The organism is Actinacidiphila epipremni (genome assembly GCF_012034175.1).
GTDB lineage: Bacteria > Actinomycetota > Actinomycetes > Streptomycetales > Streptomycetaceae > Actinacidiphila > Actinacidiphila epipremni.
Genome location: NZ_JAATEJ010000003.1, coordinates 302,123 through 319,958 on the forward strand (window position 1 = coordinate 302,123; position 17,836 = coordinate 319,958).

14 protein-coding genes and 1 pseudogene are annotated in these 17,836 nt (G+C 74.8%); 14 read left to right on the top strand and 1 reads right to left on the bottom strand.

Annotated features, from left to right (window positions below; translation table 11 throughout):
• Positions 1-6: 6 nt before the first annotated feature.
• The 3 genes from HCN08_RS06505 (at position 7) to HCN08_RS06515 (ending at position 2,989) form a co-directional block, all read left to right on the top strand.
• Positions 7-1,530 (top strand): 3-hydroxyacyl-CoA dehydrogenase, encoded by a 1,524-nt coding sequence (locus tag HCN08_RS06505; RefSeq protein WP_167981901.1) that lies wholly within the window; start codon positions 7-9, stop codon positions 1,528-1,530.
• A complete protein-coding gene (locus HCN08_RS06510) occupies positions 1,527-2,114 on the top strand; it encodes a TetR/AcrR family transcriptional regulator (RefSeq protein ID WP_167981902.1) in 588 nt (195 codons plus the stop codon). The genes HCN08_RS06505 and HCN08_RS06510 overlap by 4 nt, the downstream gene beginning before the upstream one ends.
• Positions 2,115-2,197: 83 nt before the next feature.
• Positions 2,198-2,989, top strand: coding sequence for an alpha/beta hydrolase family protein (locus tag HCN08_RS06515; protein ID WP_167981903.1), 792 nt, complete (start codon positions 2,198-2,200; stop codon positions 2,987-2,989).
• 61 nt (positions 2,990-3,050) lie between these two features.
• Here HCN08_RS06515 and HCN08_RS06520 read toward each other — a convergent pair whose 3' ends face one another.
• Positions 3,051-3,557: an Lrp/AsnC family transcriptional regulator gene (locus tag HCN08_RS06520; protein ID WP_167981904.1), complete on the bottom strand. Its 507-nt coding sequence runs from the start codon at positions 3,555-3,557 to the stop codon at positions 3,051-3,053.
• Between the two features lie 182 nt (positions 3,558-3,739).
• Here HCN08_RS06520 and pdhA point away from each other — a divergent pair, with 182 nt between their 5' ends.
• The 11 genes and pseudogenes from pdhA (at position 3,740) to HCN08_RS06575 (ending at position 17,815) form a co-directional block, all read left to right on the top strand.
• The gene (gene pdhA, locus HCN08_RS06525; RefSeq protein WP_167981905.1) at positions 3,740-4,870 is read left to right on the top strand and encodes a pyruvate dehydrogenase (acetyl-transferring) E1 component subunit alpha; all 1,131 of its coding nucleotides are present in this window, start codon (positions 3,740-3,742) and stop codon (positions 4,868-4,870) included.
• Entirely contained in the window at positions 4,867-5,895 is a 1,029-nt protein-coding gene (locus HCN08_RS06530; RefSeq protein WP_167981906.1) for an alpha-ketoacid dehydrogenase subunit beta, read from the top strand. Before pdhA ends, HCN08_RS06530 begins: the two co-directional genes overlap by 4 nt.
• Positions 5,895-7,310 (top strand): dihydrolipoamide acetyltransferase family protein, encoded by a 1,416-nt coding sequence (locus HCN08_RS06535; RefSeq protein ID WP_167981907.1) that lies wholly within the window; start codon positions 5,895-5,897, stop codon positions 7,308-7,310. Before HCN08_RS06530 ends, HCN08_RS06535 begins: the two co-directional genes overlap by 1 nt.
• 128 nt (positions 7,311-7,438) lie before the next feature.
• A pseudogene (locus HCN08_RS06540) lies at positions 7,439-8,379 on the top strand (DUF6457 domain-containing protein).
• Between the two features lie 5 nt (positions 8,380-8,384).
• Positions 8,385-9,794 (top strand): molybdopterin molybdotransferase MoeA, encoded by a 1,410-nt coding sequence (locus HCN08_RS06545; RefSeq protein WP_167981908.1) that lies wholly within the window; start codon positions 8,385-8,387, stop codon positions 9,792-9,794.
• A gap of 47 nt (positions 9,795-9,841) precedes the next feature.
• Positions 9,842-10,873, top strand: coding sequence for a potassium channel family protein (locus tag HCN08_RS06550; protein ID WP_167982063.1), 1,032 nt, complete (start codon positions 9,842-9,844; stop codon positions 10,871-10,873).
• Between the two features lie 48 nt (positions 10,874-10,921).
• Positions 10,922-11,887: an NAD(P)H-quinone oxidoreductase gene (locus tag HCN08_RS06555; RefSeq protein ID WP_167981909.1), complete on the top strand. Its 966-nt coding sequence runs from the start codon at positions 10,922-10,924 to the stop codon at positions 11,885-11,887.
• 859 nt (positions 11,888-12,746) lie between these two features.
• On the top strand, positions 12,747-12,938 hold the full coding sequence (locus HCN08_RS06560; RefSeq protein WP_167981910.1) for a hypothetical protein: 192 nt from the start codon (positions 12,747-12,749) through the stop codon (positions 12,936-12,938).
• Positions 12,939-13,211: 273 nt separating this feature from the next.
• Positions 13,212-13,904, top strand: a complete 693-nt coding sequence (locus tag HCN08_RS06565; protein WP_167981911.1) for a PadR family transcriptional regulator — start codon at positions 13,212-13,214, stop codon at positions 13,902-13,904.
• 297 nt (positions 13,905-14,201) lie between these two features.
• Complete coding sequence (locus tag HCN08_RS06570) at positions 14,202-14,915, top strand: ABC transporter ATP-binding protein (protein WP_322974289.1); 714 nt, start codon at positions 14,202-14,204, stop codon at positions 14,913-14,915.
• Positions 14,912-17,815 (top strand): ABC transporter permease, encoded by a 2,904-nt coding sequence (locus tag HCN08_RS06575; protein WP_322974263.1) that lies wholly within the window; start codon positions 14,912-14,914, stop codon positions 17,813-17,815. The genes HCN08_RS06570 and HCN08_RS06575 overlap by 4 nt, the downstream gene beginning before the upstream one ends.
• Positions 17,816-17,836: the final 21 nt, after the last annotated feature.

The window sequence follows — 17,836 nt, forward strand, 5'->3', positions numbered from 1 at the left end:
GACAGCGTGACCGCACTGGACCGCAGCAGCACTGTCGCCGTCGTCGGCGCCGGCACCATGGGCCAGGGCATCGCGCAGGTCGCGCTGCTCGCCGGCCACCGGGTGCTGCTGCACGACGCGGCGCCGGGCCGTGCGCAGGCCGCCGCCGACGGCGTGGCCGGCCGCCTCGACCGGCTGGTCGCCAAGGGCCGGATCGGCGTGGTCGAGCACAAGGACGCGCTGGCCGGGCTGGTGCCCGTCGAGGGCGTCGCCGAGCTCGCCGGCGCCGCGCTCGTGGTGGAGGCCGTCGTGGAGGACCTGGCCGCCAAGCAGGAGCTCTTCGCCGCGCTGGAGGCGGTCGTCGGGGACGACTGCCTGCTGGCGACCAACACCTCCTCGCTGCCGGTGACCGCGATCGGCGGCGCGCTGCGGCTGCCGGGCCGGCTGGTGGGCCTGCACTTCTTCAACCCGGCCCCGGTCATGCCGCTGGTCGAGGTGGTCGCCGGGGCCGCGACCGACCCCGCCGCCGTGACCCGCGCCTGCGACACGGCCGCCGCGTGGCACAAGACGCCCGTGCGCTGCACCGACACCCCCGGCTTCGTCGTCAACCGGATCGCCCGCCCCTTCTACGCCGAGGCGCTGCGGCTCTACGAGGACCGGGTGGCCGACCCCGCGACGATCGACGCGGTGCTGCGCGAGTGCGGCGGCTTCCCGATGGGGCCTTTCGAGCTGACCGACCTGATCGGCCAGGACGTCAACGAGGCGGTGACCCGCTCGGTGTGGGAGGCGTTCTACCACGACCCGAGGTTCACCCCGTCGCTGGCCCAGCGCCGGTTGGTGGAGTCCGGGCGGCTCGGCAGGAAGTCCGGCCGCGGCTGGTATCCGTACCCCGCGGACGGCAGCCCCGGCGGCCGGGCCCATCCCGGCCACCGGCCGCACACGGCCGAGCCCGCGGCGGCGCCGGCCCGGGTCGCCGTACGCGGCAGCCTCGGTCCGGCGTGGGAGCTGGTCCCGATGCTGAAGGAGGCCGGGATCGAGGTCGGTGAGGACACCGGGGCCGGTGACTGCCTCGTCCTCCCCGGCGGCACACGCCTGCACCTGGCCACGGGAGGGAGCGACGACGAGGCGGACATCACCTTCGACCTGGCCATGGACTACCGCGCCGCCACCCGGGTCGCGCTCGCCCCCGCGCCCGGTGTGCACGCCGACGCGGTGGCGCACGCGGTCGGGCTGTTCCAGGCGCTCGGCAAGGAGGTCAGCGTCGTCAACGCCGTGCCGGGCATGATCGTGGCCCGGACCGTCGCCATGCTGGTCAACCTCGCCGCCGAGGCGGTCGCCCGCCAGGTGGCCGCCGCCTCCGACATCGACACCGCCATGCGCCTCGGGGCCAACCATCCGCTGGGTCCGCTGGAGTGGTGCGACCGGATCTCCGCGGCATACGTCGTCGAGGTGCTGGACGGGCTGGACGAGGCGTATTCCGGCGGGCGCTACACACCCTGCCGGGCACTGAGGCGGCGCGCGGCGGCCGAGGAGGATGTGGTCTCCTCATGACCATGCCGAAGCGCGACACCTATACGCCGGATTCGCTGCTCGCCGTGGCCGTCGAGGTCTTCAACGAGCGGGGCTACGACGGCACGTCGATGGAAGACCTCTCCCGGGTGGCGGGGATCTCGAAATCCTCCATCTATCACCACGTGCGCGGTAAGGAGGAACTGCTCAACCGCGCGGTGGGGCGCGCCCTGGAAGGGCTCTTCGGCATCCTGGACCAGCCGGAGGCTGTCGACGGCCCGGCGGTGCGGCGGCTGGAGTACGTCATCCGGCGCACGGCCGTCGTCCTGATGGACGAACTTCCCTACGTCACGCTGCTGCTGCGGGTGCGGGGCAACACCACGACGGAACGCTGGGCCATGAAGCGGCGCCGGGAGTTCGACCAGCGGGTCGCGGAGCTGCTGAAGGACGCCGTGGCGGAGGGCGACCTGCGCACCGACGTCGAAGCGCGCCTGGCGACCAGGTTGTTGTTCGGGATGATCAACTCCATAGTCGAGTGGTACCGGCCGGCGGCCAAGGGCGCGCTGGACCGGGAGCAGGTCGCCGACGCCGTCGTACGGCTGGCCTTCGACGGGCTGCGTGCGTAGACCGCCTCCGCCGGGGTGCGGCAGCTGTCCGCATATTGGTCCAGACCATTGACTCGGCGGTGCATCACCGCCACGATCCAGCCATGGCTGCGGACGATCGATCTCCTGTACGAGTCCCGGTGGCGCTGCGCGCGGCCGGCGCCGCCCTTGTCGCGGTGTCCTTCCTGCTGCTCGCCGGCTGCGGCGGTGGGAACGGCGGCGGGGACGGCGGCGCAAACGGTGCCGGGAAGCCGTCGGCCGCCGCGGCGGCCGACGTCGAGGACTTCGGCTGCCTGTCACCCGAACAGGCGAAGACCGGCTATGTGACCTTCCCCAGCACCGAGGGCCAGGACGTCGAGGCCTTCGCGACCGGGACAGGCGACACCGCGCTCGTGCTGGCGCACCAGGCCGACGGCGACGTCTGCCAGTGGGTGCCGGACGCCGAGGAGCTGGGCAAGGAGGGCTACCGGGTCGTCGCCGTGCAGTCCGCCGGCAGCGAGGTCGCGGAGATCACCGCGGCCGTCACGTACGCCCGCTCCAAAGGCGCGCACAAAGTGCTGCTGATGGGCGCGTCCAAGGGCGGCACCACCGTGCTGACCTCGGCGGGCACCATTACGCCGCCGGTGGACGCGGTGGTGTCGCTCTCCGCGCCCGCCGACTACAACGGCATGGACGCGGCCGGTACCGTCCCGGGCCTGACCATGCCGGTCTTCTACATGGCCGCCGAGGGCGACACCGACTTCGCCGCCTCGACCAAGGACCTCAGCAAGGCCACGACGAAGGCGAAGGAGAACGACCTCACCATCGTCGGCGGCGCCAACCACGGCGTGAGCATGCTCGACAACCCCGACAACTTCGCCAAGGTCAAGGCGTTCCTGAAGAAGTACGCCTCCTGAGAAGCGCCTCCTGAGGAAGTGCGGTGGCCGGCCGGCCCCGGTCTGCCGCCGCGGACCTGTGTCACTCCCCGGTACGTTCCCCCGGCCGGTCCCCCAGGACGAGGTCGGTCTCCTCGAAGACCAGCAGCGTCCTGCTGCTCAGCACCTCCTCGATCGCCTGCAGCCGGGTGAGCACCAGCTCGCGCAGGCTGCGGTTGTCGACGGTGTGCACCAGCAGCAGGACGTCGAAATCACCGCTCACCAGGGCGATGTGGACCACCCCCGGCAGGGTGACGAGCTTTTCCCGCACCGTCCGCCACGAGTTCTGCACGATCTTGAGGGTGATGTACGCGGAGGCGCCGTTGCCGGCCCGCTCGTGGTCCACCCGGGCGGTGAAGCCCCGTATGACCCCGTCCTCGATGAGCCGGTTGATCCGGGCGTACGCGTTGGCCCGCGAGACGTGCACCCGCTCGGCCACCGAGCGTATCGAGGCCCTGCCGTCCTCCTGGAGCAGCCGCACAATGGCCGCGTCGATCGGGTCCAGAGGCCGTGCCGCCGGCTCCCCGCCGGCCATCTGTTCTCTCGCCATCCCCCGCAAGCTCCCTACCATGGACGTACTGGCTCCATCTCAGGCTGTGCAGAACCGTTTGTCCACAGGCAGAACACCCCCGTAGCCAAAATGCCTCCGGCGACCGAACAATCGGTAGGGAGAGCGGAACCCGCTCGCGCCACCGAACGCCAACGGTCACCGACCACAAGGAGGTGCTCGCGATGACCGTGCTGGACACCCCCGCCTGGCGGCCACGCGCCGACGCCGCGCCGCTGCTGCCCGACCAGGAGCCGTACCGGCTGCTCGGCACCCCCGCCGCCGCCGAGCTGGACCCGGGGCTGCTGCGCGCCCTGTACGGGCAGCTCGTCCGCGGGCGCCGCTACAACCGGCAGGCCACCGCCCTGACCAAGCAGGGCAGGCTCGCCGTCTACCCGTCCAGCACCGGCCAGGAGGCGTGCGAGATCGCCGCCGCGCTCGCGCTCGGCCCGCGCGACTGGCTCTTCCCCAGCTACCGCGACACGCTCGCCGTCGTCGCCCGCGGTGTCGATCCCGTCGAGGCGCTCACGCTGCTGCGCGGCGACTGGCACACCGGCTACGACCCGCGCGTCCACCGCGTCGCCCCGCTCAGCACCCCGCTGTCCACCCAGCTGCCGCACGCCGTGGGCCTGGCCCACGCCGCCCGGCTCAGCGGGGACGCGGTGGCGGCGCTGGCCATGGTCGGCGACGGCGGGACCAGCGAGGGCGACTTCCACGAGGCCCTCAACTTCGCGGCCGTCTGGCACGCGCCGGTGGTCTTCCTCGTGCAGAACAACGGCTTCGCCATCTCCGTGCCGCTGGCCAAGCAGACCGCGGCCCCCACCTTCGCCCACAAGGCCGTCGGCTACGGCATGCCGGGCCGGCTGGTGGACGGCAACGACGCGCCGGCCGTGCACCGGGTGCTCACCGACGCGATGAACCGCGCCCGCGACGGCGGCGGGCCCACGCTGGTCGAGGCGGTCACCTACCGGATCGACGCCCACACCAACGCCGACGACGCGACCCGCTACCGCGACGACGACGAGGTCGCCGCCTGGCGTGCCCATGACCCGATCGAGCTGCTGGAGCGGGAGATGACCGCCCGCGGACTGCTCGACGACGACGGGCGGCAGCGCGCGGCCGACGAGGCCGAGACGCTGGCCGCCGACCTGCGGGAGCGCATGCACGCCGACCCGGCGCTCGACCCGATGGAGCTCTTCGCCCACGTATATGCCGAGCAGACACCCCAACTGCGCGAGCAGGCGGCGCAGTTGCGGGCCGAGCTGGCGGCCGAGGCGGAAGCGGACCGCGCGCAGGTTGCGGAGCCGCGCTCATGACCACCGCCACCACCGCGCAGGGCCGGCCCGAGGCGCCCGCCCGCCGGTCCGCGACCATGGCGCAGGCCCTCAACCAGGCGCTGCGCGACGCCCTGGCAGCCGACCCGGCGGTGCACGTCATGGGCGAGGACGTCGGCACCCTCGGCGGCGTCTTCCGCGTCACCGACGGCCTCGCCAAGGACTTCGGCGAGGACCGCTGTACCGACACCCCGCTCGCCGAGGCCGGCATCCTCGGCGCGGCCGTCGGCATGGCCATGTACGGGCTGCGGCCGGTCGTGGAGATGCAGTTCGACGCGTTCGCCTACCCGGCGTTCGAGCAGCTCGTCAGCCACGTCGCCCGGATGCGCAACCGCACCCGCGGCGCCCTGCCGCTGCCGATCACCGTGCGCATCCCGTACGGCGGCGGCATCGGCGGTGTGGAGCACCACAGCGACTCCTCCGAGGCGTACTACGCGCACACTCCCGGCCTGCATGTGCTCACCCCGGCGACGGTCGAGGACGCCTATGGGATGCTGCGGGCCGCGATCGCGTCGGACGATCCGGTGATCTTCCTGGAGCCCAAGCGGCTCTACTGGTCCAAGGCCGACTGGTCGCCGCAGGAGCCGGCCGCCGTCCCGCCGATCGGCCGGGCGGTGGTGCGCCGCACCGGCCGCACGGCGACGCTCGTCACCTACGGCCCCTCGCTGCCGGTGTGCCTGGAGGCCGCCGAGGCGGCCCGCGAGGAGGGCTGGGACCTCGGCGTGGTGGACCTGCGCAGCCTGGTCCCCTTCGACGAGGAGACCGCCGCGGCGGCCGTCCGCGCCACGGGCCGGGCGGTCGTCGTCCACGAATCGGCGGGCTTCGCCGGGATGGGCGCGGAGATCGCCGCGCGGCTGACCGAACGCTGCTTCCACCACCTGGAGGCGCCCGTGCTGCGGGTCACCGGCTTTGACATCCCCTACCCGCCGCCGATGCTGGAGCGGCACCATCTGCCCGGCGTGGACCGCATCCTCGACGCCGTCGGCCGGCTGCAGTGGGAGGACTGATGGCCGTCGTGCGCGAGTTCACCCTGCCCGACCTCGGGGAAGGGCTGACGGAGGCGGAGATCGTCCGCTGGCTGGTGCAGGTCGGCGAGGTCGTCGCGGTGGACCAGCCGGTGGTGGAGGTGGAGACGGCCAAGGCCGTCGTCGAGGTGCCGTGCCCCTACGGCGGGGTCGTGACCGCCCGCTTCGGCGAGGAGGGCGACTCGCTCGCGGTGGGCCGCCCGCTGGTCACCGTCGCCGTCGGCTCCTCCGCCGCCGAGCCGGACGAGGCCGATGGCGCCGCCGGTGGGCAGGGCTCGGGCGCCGTCCTGGTCGGCTACGGCACGGGTACGGCCGCAGGCCGCCGCCGCTCACGGCTGCGCGCGGGCGGCACGGCACCCGGCGCCGGCCGTACCGCGGTCGACGGCGTCCCGGTGGACGGTACGCGTCCCGGCGGCGCGGGCCGCACGCCGGTCGAGGGCGCCCCGGCCGACCGTACGGGCGCGGCGTCGGCCCCTGCGCCGGCCACCGCCCCTGCCCTGGCCCCTGTTGCGCCGGCTCCCGCACCTGCGGCCGGCGACGGGCCCGTGGCGGTCATCTCGCCGCTGGTCCGGCGGATCGCCCGGGAGCACGGCCTCGACCTGCGGAGCCTGGCCGGCAGCGGACCCGAAGGGCTGATCCTGCGCTCCGACGTCGAGCGCGCGGTCGCGGCCCTGGCGTCCGCCCCGGCGCCGGCGGCCGAGCCGGACGGCGTCGAGCGGGTGCCGCTGCGCGGGCTGCGCGGTGCGGTCGCGGACAAGCTGGCCCGCAGCCGCCGGGAGATCCCCGACGCGACCTGCTGGGTGGACGCCGACGCCACCGAACTGCTCGCCGCCCGCGCCGCCATGAACGCCCCCGGGCGGCAGAAGATCTCGCTGCTCGCCCTGCTGGCCAGGGTGGTCACCGCCGCGCTGGCCCGCTACCCCGAGCTCAACGCCACGGTGGACACCGAGCGCGCGGAGATCGTCCGGCTGCCCGCGGTGCACCTCGGCTTCGCCGCGCAGACCGACCGCGGCCTCGTCGTGCCCGTGGTCCGCGACGCGCACACCCTGACCACCACCGCCCTGGCGGCGGAGATCGCCCGCCTCACCGAGACCGCCAAGGCCGGGCGGCTCTCCCCCGCCGAGCTGACCGGCGGGACCTTCACCCTCAACAACTACGGCGTCTTCGGCGTCGACGGCTCCACGCCGATCCTCAACCACCCCGAGGCCGCGATGCTCGGCGTCGGCCGGATCGTCGCCAAACCCTGGGTGCACCAAGGCGAACTGGCGGTCCGCCAGGTGGTGCAGCTCTCCTTCACCTTCGACCACCGAGTGTGCGACGGCGGCACCGCGGGCGGCTTCCTGCGCTTCGTCGCGGACTGCGTCGAACAGCCGGCGATGCTGCTCGCCGCGGTGTGACCCCCTTCCCCGGGCTTTCCCCCGGCCCGGACCGCGCATCCGGGCCCCGCGCCCGGACCGCGCACCCGGGCCCCGCGCCCGGACCGCGCGCCCAAGCGGCGCACCCGGGCCGGGGGATACTCACGGGCATGACGACGAGCTACGACGCGCTGGTCCTCGCCGGCGGTGCCGCCCGCCGGCTGGGCGGCACGGACAAGCCGGCGCTCGCGGTCGGCGGACGCAGCCTGCTCGACCGGGTGCTCGCCGCGTGCGCGGGCGCGGGCCGTACCGTCGTGGTCGGCCCGCGCCGGCCCACCGCCCGGCCCGTGCACTGGACCAGGGAGCAGCCCGCCGGCGGCGGCCCGCTGCCCGCCCTCGACGCCGGACTCGCCGCCCTCACCGGGCCCGGCCGGCCATCGGTGGTGCTGCTGCTCGCCGCCGACCTGCCCTTCCTCACCGCCGAGGCGGTCACCGCCCTGACCGGCGCCCTCACCCCCGACTGCGAAGGCGTTCTGCTCACCGACCCCGACGGCCGCGACCAGCCGCTCACCGCCGCCTACCGCGCCGAGCCCCTGCGCCGCGAGACCGCCCTCCTGCGCTCCGAGCACGGCACCCTCACCGGACTCCCCTTGCGCCTGCTCACCCGCGAACTGACCCTGCGCCGCATCCCCGACCCCACCGGCCGGGCCGGCTTCGACTGCGACACCTGGGAGGACGTCGCCGTCGCCCGCTCCCACCTGGACCCGCCCGGCACCTGACGCCCCACCAGGCCGCCCGGCGCACCGCGCGGGAAGTCCACGGGGTGAGCCTGGGTGGCTTGCGGCGGCGGATCGTGGACCATGGGCGTGTGTTGGACGAATGGATCGCAGCAGTCAAGACCGAACTGGGCATCGACCTCACCGTGGACACCGGTGTCCTGCTCGACCTGGCCCGTGACGCCGCCCACGGCGTCGCCCGCCCGGCCGCGCCGCTCACCACCTTCCTGGTCGGCTACGCCGCCGCGCAGGCGGGTGGCGGTCCGCAGGCCGTACGGGAGGCCGCCCAGAAGGCGGCGGACCTGGCCGTGCACTGGCCGGAGCCGGAGGAGTAGGGCGGATGAACGGCCCACGTGACCGCGGCCGGCCCGGCGGGGACGCCGCCGACCGCGCGCTCGACGACGCCCTCGCGCTGGCCAACGCCGCACCCCGCGGCCGGGCCGCCCGCCCGGGCGCGAACGACCCGCTGGTCGTCGCCCTCGGCCACGAACCCGCCGCCGGGGCGCACCCGGCGCAGCAGACGGTGCCGCACGCGAAGGACACCGTCTCCTGGCCCGAGGCGCGCCGGATCGCCCGGCACGCGGCACGCCGGCTCGAAGCACGGGCGCTCCCGCTCGGCGAGGACATCCTCGGCATGGCCCTGGCGCAGAGCCTCACGGCGCTGACCGACCTGCCCGCCTTCGACTCCTCGGCCATGGACGGCTGGGCCGTCGCAGGCCCCGGCCCGTGGCGGCTGCGAGGCCAGGTGCTCGCGGGCCAGCGGCGCCCCGCCGACCCGCTGCTCGGCGGCCACGCGGTGCGCATCGCCACCGGCGCGGTGCTCCCGCCGGGCGCGACCGCCGTGCTGCGCTCCGAGCACGGCAGCGTCCGGAACCTGACCGACGGCGAGTGGCTGCACGTCCTCGCACCGCACCCCGCGCCCGACCCCGGCCAGGAGATACGGCGCAGGGGCCAGGAATGCCGGCACGGCGACGAACTGCTGCCCGCCGGCGCCGTCGTCACCCCCGCGGTGCTGGGGCTCGCGGCTGCCGCCGGATACGACGAACTGACCGTCACCATGCGTCCCCGGGTGGAGATCCTCGTCCTCGGCGACGAACTGCTCGACCACGGCCTGCCGCGGGCCGGCCGGGTCCGCGACGCGCTCGGCCCCATGCTGCCGTCGTGGCTGCGTGCTCTCGGCGCGGACGTCACCGACCTGCGGCGGCTGAGGGACGACGCGGACACGCTGCACGCCGCCCTGGCCGCGAGCGGCGCCGACCTGGTGGTGACCACCGGCGGGACCGCGGGCGGCCCCGTCGACCACGTCCACCCCGTGCTGGCCCGGCTCGGCGCCCGGCTGCTGGTCGACGGGGTCGCGGTACGGCCCGGGCACCCCATGCTGCTCGCCGAACTCCCCTCCGGCCCCCTGCTGGCGGGCCTGCCGGGCAATCCGCTCGCCGCCGTCTCCGGGGTGCTCACCCTGGTCGCCCCGGCGCTGCGGGCGCTGGCCGGCCACCCGGTGCCCGCTCCGTACGCGGCGCCGCTCACCACCGACGTGCCGGGGCACCCGGTGGACACCCGGCTCGTCCCGGTCGTCTTCGACGACGAGTCGGCCGCCCGCCCGCTGCACTTCACCGGGCCCGCGATGCTGCGCGGGCTGGCCGCCGCCGACGGCATGGCGGTCATCCCGCCGGGCGGCGGCAGGGCGGGCCAGGAGACGGCCGTCCTGGACACCGGCGCCCTCGCGCCCGCGTGGGGGAGCGGCGGGTGAGCCCGCAGGACGGATCCGGCGCGGGCGACTCCGCGCCGCCGGACGCCGTGCCCGGCGGCGGCCACCGGATCGCCTTCCCCCGCCCGGTCACCGGGCCGCTGGTGCAGGTCACCCGGCGCCTGCTGCTGGCCCTGCTGGTGCTGGTCGTGACCGTGGCGATCGTCTACGCCGACCGCGGCGGCTACCACGACGCCGCGGACAGCTCGGTGAGCTTCCTCGACGCGCTCTACTACTCCACGGTGACGCTGTCCACGACCGGCTACGGCGACATCGTCCCCTACAGCACCTTCGCGCGGCTGACCAACACCTTCCTGGTGACACCGCTGCGGGTGGTCTTCCTGATCATCCTGGTCGGCACGACCCTGGAGGTGCTGACCGAACGGACCCGGGAGCAGTTCCGCCTCACCCGCTGGAGGAAAAAGGTGCGCGATCACGTCGTCATCGTGGGATACGGCACCAAGGGCCGCTCCGCCGCGACCACCCTGCGCGGACGCGGGATGCCCAAGGACCGGATCGTCGTCGTCGACACCAACCCCAAGGCGGTGCAGGGCGCGACGGAGGAGGGCTACGTCGCCGTCGCGGGCGACGCGACCCACAGCGACGTCCTGCTGCGGGCTGAGGCGCACCAGGCCCGGCAGATCGTCGTCGCGACCCAGCGCGACGACACCGCCGTCCTGGTCACCCTCACCGCCCGCCAGCTCAACGGCACCGCCCACATCGTCGCCTCCGTCCGCGAGGAGGAGAACGCGCCGCTGCTGCGGCAGTCCGGCGCGGACTCCGTCATCACCAGCTCCGGCTCGGTGGGCCGGATGCTCGGGCTGTCCCTGCTCAGCCCCAGCGTCGGCCGCGTCATGGACGACCTGATCACCTACGGCAGCGGACTTGACCTCATCGAGCGGCCCGTCGATCCCTCCGAAGTGGGCAGGGCGCCGCGGGAGATCACCGACCTCGTGGTGTCGGTGATCCGCGGACCGCGGCTGTTCGACTTCGACGACCCCGAAGCCTCGCCCCTGCGGCCCACCGACCGGCTGATCACCATCTGCCGGTCCGGCAGCCGGCCCGACGCGGCCCTCGGCTGACCGGGACGCCGACCGGGCTCCCGCACGCCCGTCCCGTAGGGTCGGGGCATGCGTGCGATCACCATTGACGAGCCCGGCGGGCCCGATGCGCTGGTCCTTGCCGACGTCCCCGACCCCGAGCCCGGTCCCGGCGAAGTGCTGGTCGAGGTCGCGGCCTCGGCCGTGAACCGCGCCGATATCCTCCAGCGGCAGGGCTTCTACGACCCGCCGCCCGGCGCCTCCCCCTACCCCGGCCTCGAATGCTCCGGCCGCGTCGCGGAACTCGGCCCGGGCGTGACCGGCTGGACGGTCGGCCAGGAGGTGTGCGCGCTGCTCGCCGGCGGCGGCTACGCCGAGCGTGTCGTCGTCCCCGCCGGGCAGTTGCTGCCGCTCCCCGAGGGCGTCGACCTGGTGACGGCCGCGGCGCTGCCCGAGGTCACCGCGACGGTCTGGTCCAACGTCTTCCAGATCGCCCACCTGCGGCCCGGTGAGACGCTGCTCGTGCACGGCGGCTCCAGCGGCATCGGGACCATGGCCGTCCAGCTGGGCAAGGCGGTCGGGGCGACGGTCGCGACCACCGCGGGCAGCGCGCACAAGCTCGCCTTCTGCCGCGACCTCGGCGCCGACATCCTCGTCAACTACCGGGAGCAGGACTTCGTCGAGCAGCTCGGCGAGCACGGGGCCGACGTCATCCTGGACGTGATGGGCGCCAAGTACCTGGAGCGCAACATCGAGGCGCTGGCGTTCAACGGCCGGCTCGTCGTCATCGGCATGCAGGGCGGCGTCAAGGCCGAACTCGACCTCGCCCGGCTGATGGCCAAGCGCGCCGCGGTGATCGCGACCGGCCTGCGGGCCCGGCCCGCGCAGGAGAAGGCGGCCATCGTCGCGGCGGTCCGCGAGCACGTCTGGCCGCTCATCGCGGCGGGCGCCGTCCGCCCGATCGTCGACCGGACGCTTCCGCTGGCCTCCGCGCCCGAGGCGCACCGCCTGATGGAGAGCAGCGAGCACATCGGCAAGATCCTCCTCACCGTGTGACCGCCGTGACTGCATCGGCCGCAGCATCGGCCGCAGCCATGCCATGATCCCCCGCCCGGGATGCCGGAATTGTCGTCTCATGTGACGCTGATTCCACCGGGGGTCAGGCGGAGAGGCGATCGATGTGCGGTGGGCGGCATGGCCGGCGCGTGCGCTGACGATCCGTACGGCGACGCCCGTGCTGCTCGCGGCCACGCTGCTCACACCGCTCGCCGCGGATCCCGCGAGCGCCACTGCCGCGGGTGCGACTGCCGCCGGGCGCGGCGCGGTTGACGCCTCCCTCCCGCGCGGGCCGCTGAGCGCGACGGCGGCCGGGACCTCGGCCGGTCCGCCCGCGGTGCGCGGCTCGGCCGGCGCAGGACCCGAGGCGGCCGTCGCCCCCGGTCCGGTGCGGCCCCCGCCCCCTCCCGGGCACGACCCCCGGCCGGGCGGGCCGCAGCCCGGAGCCGGGCCCGGGATCCCGCCGGGCGCCGACCGCCCGGACTCTTCCCAGCCCCGGCCGCCCGGCCCCACCGTGCCCGCAGCTCCGCCGGGTGCGCCCCGGCCCTCCCTCACCAGCGGCATGCCGTCCATGCCGTCACCTCCCTCTTCCTCTTCCCGTCCGCCTACTGCTTCTTCCGGTCCTGCCGCCCGGCCCTCCGCCGCCGGCCGGCCGCCCGCGCCTGCACCGGCGCCGACGAAGGCACCGCCGCACCCGCCGGCGGAGCCGAAGCCCTCGGCCTCCGGATCGGCGCCGCTGCATCCGCCCGCACGCCCGCCCGCGGTCACGGACAGTGCACGGCCTCGGGGTCACGCCTTCACCGACCGGCCGCGGGCGCGCGGGCACGGATACGGCCGCCGCGACCGGGCCGACTCGCTCGTGCCCGACGCGGACGCCACCGGCTCCGCGCCGACCAGCGCCGCACCCGCCGACCCCGTCACGGGGCGGAAGGCCTCGTCCTCACCCGCCGCCCACAGGCCGCACGTGGCGCGGGTGCTGCCGCTCGGAGCGGGGCTGCTGCTGGTCGGGCTCGGGCTCGGCTTCCTCGGGCTCCGGCTGCGCCGGGCCTGACCGCTGCCCGGCGCCGCTCCCGCCGTGTCCGCTCCGCTTTCTCTTCGCGTACGCCCGCCCGCACGCGCGAGGCGCGCACGTGCCCGCGCGGGCGTACGCGAGGGTCTTCGTCCCGGTCGCCGGTGACTGCCGGTGACCGTTCACGATCTTGTCTCCCCGCCCGCCGGCCCTCCGAACCTCCTATCCGAATCGTCCACTCGTTCGAGTGAAGAACGCCCTCGCGACCCGGATCGCCCTTGCCGGGGCCGACCTTACTCGGTATACATACTGAGTATGTCGATCCGTCACGGCCTGCTGGCCCTCCTCGAACGAGGCCCGCGCTACGGCTACCAACTGCGTACCGAGTTCGAGTCGCGCACCGGTTCCACCTGGCCGCTCAACGTCGGGCAGGTCTATACGACCGTCGCCCGGCTGGAGCGGGACGGCCTTGTCGTGCCCGCGGGCGAGGACGAGGCCGGGCACGCCCTCTACGCGATAACCGAGGACGGCCGGGACGAGCTGCGGCGGTGGTTCGCGACGCCGGTGGACCGGACGAGCCCGCCCCGCGACGAGCTGGCGATAAAGCTCGCGATGGCGGTGGGGTCGCCCGGGGTGGACGTGCGCGCGGTCATCCAGTCGCAGCGCTCCCACACCATCCGCGCGATGCAGGACTACACACGGCTGAAGGCGCAGGCGCTGGAGGAGGCGATGACCCGTGAGCCGGGCGTGTTCGACGCGGACGACATCGCCTGGCAGCTGGTCCTCGACCAGATGATCTTCCAGGCGGAGGCCGAGGCGCGCTGGCTCGACCACTGCGAGACCAGGCTCATACGGCTGGCCCCGCGGGCCGCGGCGAGCGCCCGGCCGGACACGGCGGCGGCCCCCGCGGGGGAGAGCGGCACCGACGACCAGGCCGGCAGCGGCCTGCCGCAGGGCTCCGCGCGGAACGGAGGGCTGCGCGGCGCCCTGCGGCGGCCCCGGCGCTGAGCGCGCCGGCGTCCGAGCGCGCCGGCGTCCGAGCGCGCCGGCGTCCGAGCGGGCCGGTGGGCGGGCCCCGGCCGGCCGCACGTAGGGCCGGCCTCGCACGGCCCCGGCGCCGAGCGGGCCGGAGACGACAGGAACAGCGGAAGAGCAGAGCACGAGTCCGGGACGAGTGGACCGGACCTGACAGCAGGGGGAAAAGGGATGTCCAGCGAGTACGCGTCGGCGCAGGCGGGAGAGCCGGCGGAGGAGGGCGGCGGGGGCGCGCGGGAAGCGGCGGCGGCCGGCCGGCGTGCGGGCCCGGTGCTGGAGCTGGTGGAGCTGACCCGGGTGCACGGCGAGGGAGCCGCCGAGGTGCAGGCCCTGCGCGGGGTGGATCTGGAGGTCGCCGCGGGGGAGCTGGTCGCGGTGATGGGGCCCTCGGGATCGGGGAAGTCCACGCTGCTGACCCTCGCCGGTGGGCTGGACATGCCGACGTCCGGGCGGGTCGTGGTGGAGGGGACGGATCTCACGACCGCGAGCCGCAAGGAGCTCGCGGCGCTGCGGCGGCGGAGCATCGGCTACGTCTTCCAGGACTACAACCTGATCCCGGCACTCACGGCGGCCGAGAACGTGGCGCTGCCGCGGGAGCTGGACGGGATCAGCAGCCGGCGGGCGCGCAAGGAGGCGCTGGCGGCGCTGGAGGAGTTCGGGCTGCAGCAGCTGGCCGACCGCTTCCCGGACGAGATGTCCGGCGGGCAGCAGCAGCGGGTGGCGATCGCCCGCGCGCTGGTCGGGGACCGGCGGCTGGTGCTGGCGGACGAGCCCACCGGTGCGCTGGACTCGGAGACCGGTGACGCGGTGCTGGCGCTGCTGAGGTCGCGGTGCGACGCGGGGGCGGCCGGGATCCTGGTCACGCACGAGCCGCGGTTCGCGGCGTGGGCGGACCGGGTGGTGTTCCTGCGGGACGGCTCGGTGGTGGACACGACGCTGCGCTCCGCCGCGGAGTCGCTGCTCGCGGGCGGAGCGGCACAGTGAGCGCGCAGAACGGGCGGGCGCAGCCGGCGGTGCCGGGCGTGGGGCGGTTGCACGCCTGGCGGGTGGCGGTACGGATCGCCCGGCGGGACGCGATGCGGTACAAGGCGCGCAGCCTGATGGTGCTGGCGATGATCGCGGTGCCGATCATCGGGGTGAGCGCCGCGGACGTGACGATCCGCAGCTCGCAGCTGACGGTGGCACAGGAGGCCGACCGGGAGCTGGGCGCGGCGGACGTGCGGCTGACCGACGGGGGCGACGGACCGCAGCCGGTGTACCAGGAACCCCACGGCGGTTCGCTGTCGGTGCGCCAGGCCGAGGAGTTGGCGAAGGGCGCCGGCGACTCGGCGGTCGAGTCCAACGGGGAGTCGCCGCCGGTCGACATGACGAAGGCGCTGCCGCCCGGGGCGCGCTGGATCACCGACGACGAGACGTACGCGCCGGTGATGACGAAGTACGGGCTGCTGGACGTCGAGGTCAGGGAGTTGAAGGCCGACGATCCGATCGCCCGGGGCATCACCCGGCTGGACAAGGGGCGCTTCCCGCGCACGGCGGGAGAGATGAGCGCGACCACGGCGTTCCTCAAGTCCAGCGGCCTGCACATCGGTTCGCAGGTCAAGGTGCGCGGGCTCGGGCGGTCGTACACGATCGTCGGGGCGTACGAGCTGCCGAGCGAGCTGGACACCGAGCAGCTGGACGCGTTGCCGGGTGCCTTCATCGAGCCCTACAAGAAGTCGCCGGCCACGTCGAAGGACATGTGGTTCGCGCCCTCGCCGTCGTATCTGGTGTCGGTCGAGGGCGACTTCACCTGGGACATGGTCAAGCACGCCAACACGCTGGGTGTGCTGGGCGATTCGCGGGTGGTGCGCGAGCACCCGCCGGCCAGGGCGGATGTGCCGCTCTACCAGGTGCTGCCGAGTTACGGGAAGTCGCAGTACGGCGGGGACAACGGGCGGGCGGAGGCGGTCGCGGTGGGCGTGACCATCGTGAGCCTGAGCATGCTGGAGATCTGCCTGCTGGCGGGCCCGGCCTTCGCGGTGGGGGCGCGCCGGTCGCGGCGGCAGCTCGGGCTGGTGGGGGCCAACGGCGGTGACCGCAGGCACGTCAGGGCCATCGTGATCTCCAGCGGGCTGGTGATCGGAGTCGCGGCGGCCGTGGTCGGCACGCTGCTCGGGGTGGCGCTGACCGAGGTGCTGCGGGGGCCGCTGGAAGGCTACGTCGGCAAGCGCTTCGGCGGACTGCGGCTGGAGCCGCTGGAGTTGGCGGCGATCGGCGGGCTGGCGGTGCTCACCGGGGTGCTCGCCGCGGTGGTGCCGGCGGTGGCGGCGTCGCGGCAGAGCGTGCTGGCGTCGCTCACCGGGCGGCGCGGGGTGCGGCGGGCCAGCCGCATGCTGCCGACGGCGGGGCTGTTCCTGCTGTGCCTCGGGGTGGCCGTCGTCTTCTACGCGACGGCGCGGGCCGACAACATCTACACGGCGGTGCTGGGGTCCGGCCTGGCGGAGATCGGGCTGGCGATGATGACGTCGGTGCTGGTCGGGTTGTTCGGGCGGCTCGGCAGGTGGCTGCCGGTGGCGCCCCGGCTGGCGCTGCGGGACGCGGTGCGCAACCGGGGGCGCACGGCGCCGGCGGTGGCGGCGGTGCTGGCGGCGGTGGCGGGCTCGGTCGCGGTGGCGACGTATGCGGCGAGCAAGTCGGTGGAGGACCGGCAGTCGTACCAGGCGGAGCTGCCGCGCGGGGCGGTGGCGGTGTCGGCGTACGGGGACGCGCAGCGCGACCTCGGGCAGGTGCGGGCCGTGGTGGCCAAGCACTATCCGGTCACGGGCCGGGTGGACGTGTCACGGATCTACGTGGGGCCGCCGGAGTGCGCGACCGGGGACGGCGCGGAGAAGTGCGGTTCGGTGCAGCCGGTGATGCCGGAGGCCAATAAGTGCCCGTCGTCGCGGCAGGACATCGGGCCGTTGACGAGAGCGCAGGCCGACAAGCTGATGACCGACTGGCGGTGCGACCGGCCGGGGCGGCCTGCGGCGATCGGGACGGAGGGCGGGGTGCTGGTCGGCGGGCCCGGGGTGCTGCACGCGCTGGGGATCAGGGACGGCGCGGCGGAGCAGGCGCTGGCCCGCGGTGAGACGGTGCTGTTCGACCGGGCGTACGCCGATCACGGGACGTTCAAGATCAAGCTGGTCGCCGACTCGACGGACGTCCCCGAGGACGGTGCGGAGCCGAAGGGGCCGGTGAAGGCGCTGCCGGCGTATCTGTCGGCGCAGTCCCAGTCGTACGGGGTCACGGCGGTCGTGCCGCAGCGGGCGGCCGACGCGGCGGGGATGACGACGACGCCGGCCGGGTCGTTCTTCACGACCGCGAGCATGCCGACCGACGCGCAGCGGCAGGCGCTCAACGAGGACGTGGCCAAGATCGGCACCCGGGCGCAGGTGTATCTGGAGCGCGGATACGAGGGGAACGGCGGGGTGATCCTGCTGGCGCTGACGCTCTTCGCGGGCCTGATCACGATCGGTGCCTCCGGGATAACCACGGGGCTCGCGCAGGCCGACGCGGAGCCCGACCTGCGGACGCTGGCGGCGATCGGGGCGGCGGGCCGGTTGCGGCGGACACTGTCCGGCTTCCAGTGCGCGGTGGTCGCGGCGATGGGTGTGGTGCTGGGGTCGATCGCCGGTGTGCTGCCCGCCGTGGCGCTGCGGCGGGTGGAGAAACGGCACCAGTGGAACGAATACCGCCGGATGCTCATGGCCGGCTGGTCCGACGGGAGCAATGTGCCGCATGTGCCGGTGGCGATCCCCTGGGAGACGCTGGCGCTGCTCGTGGTGGGCGTGCCGGTGGGTGCGGGGCTGCTGGCGGCGCTGGTCACCCGGTCGCGCCCGGAGCTCGGGAGGAGGGCCGAAGGGTAAGGGGCCGGTCGGGGCATGAGG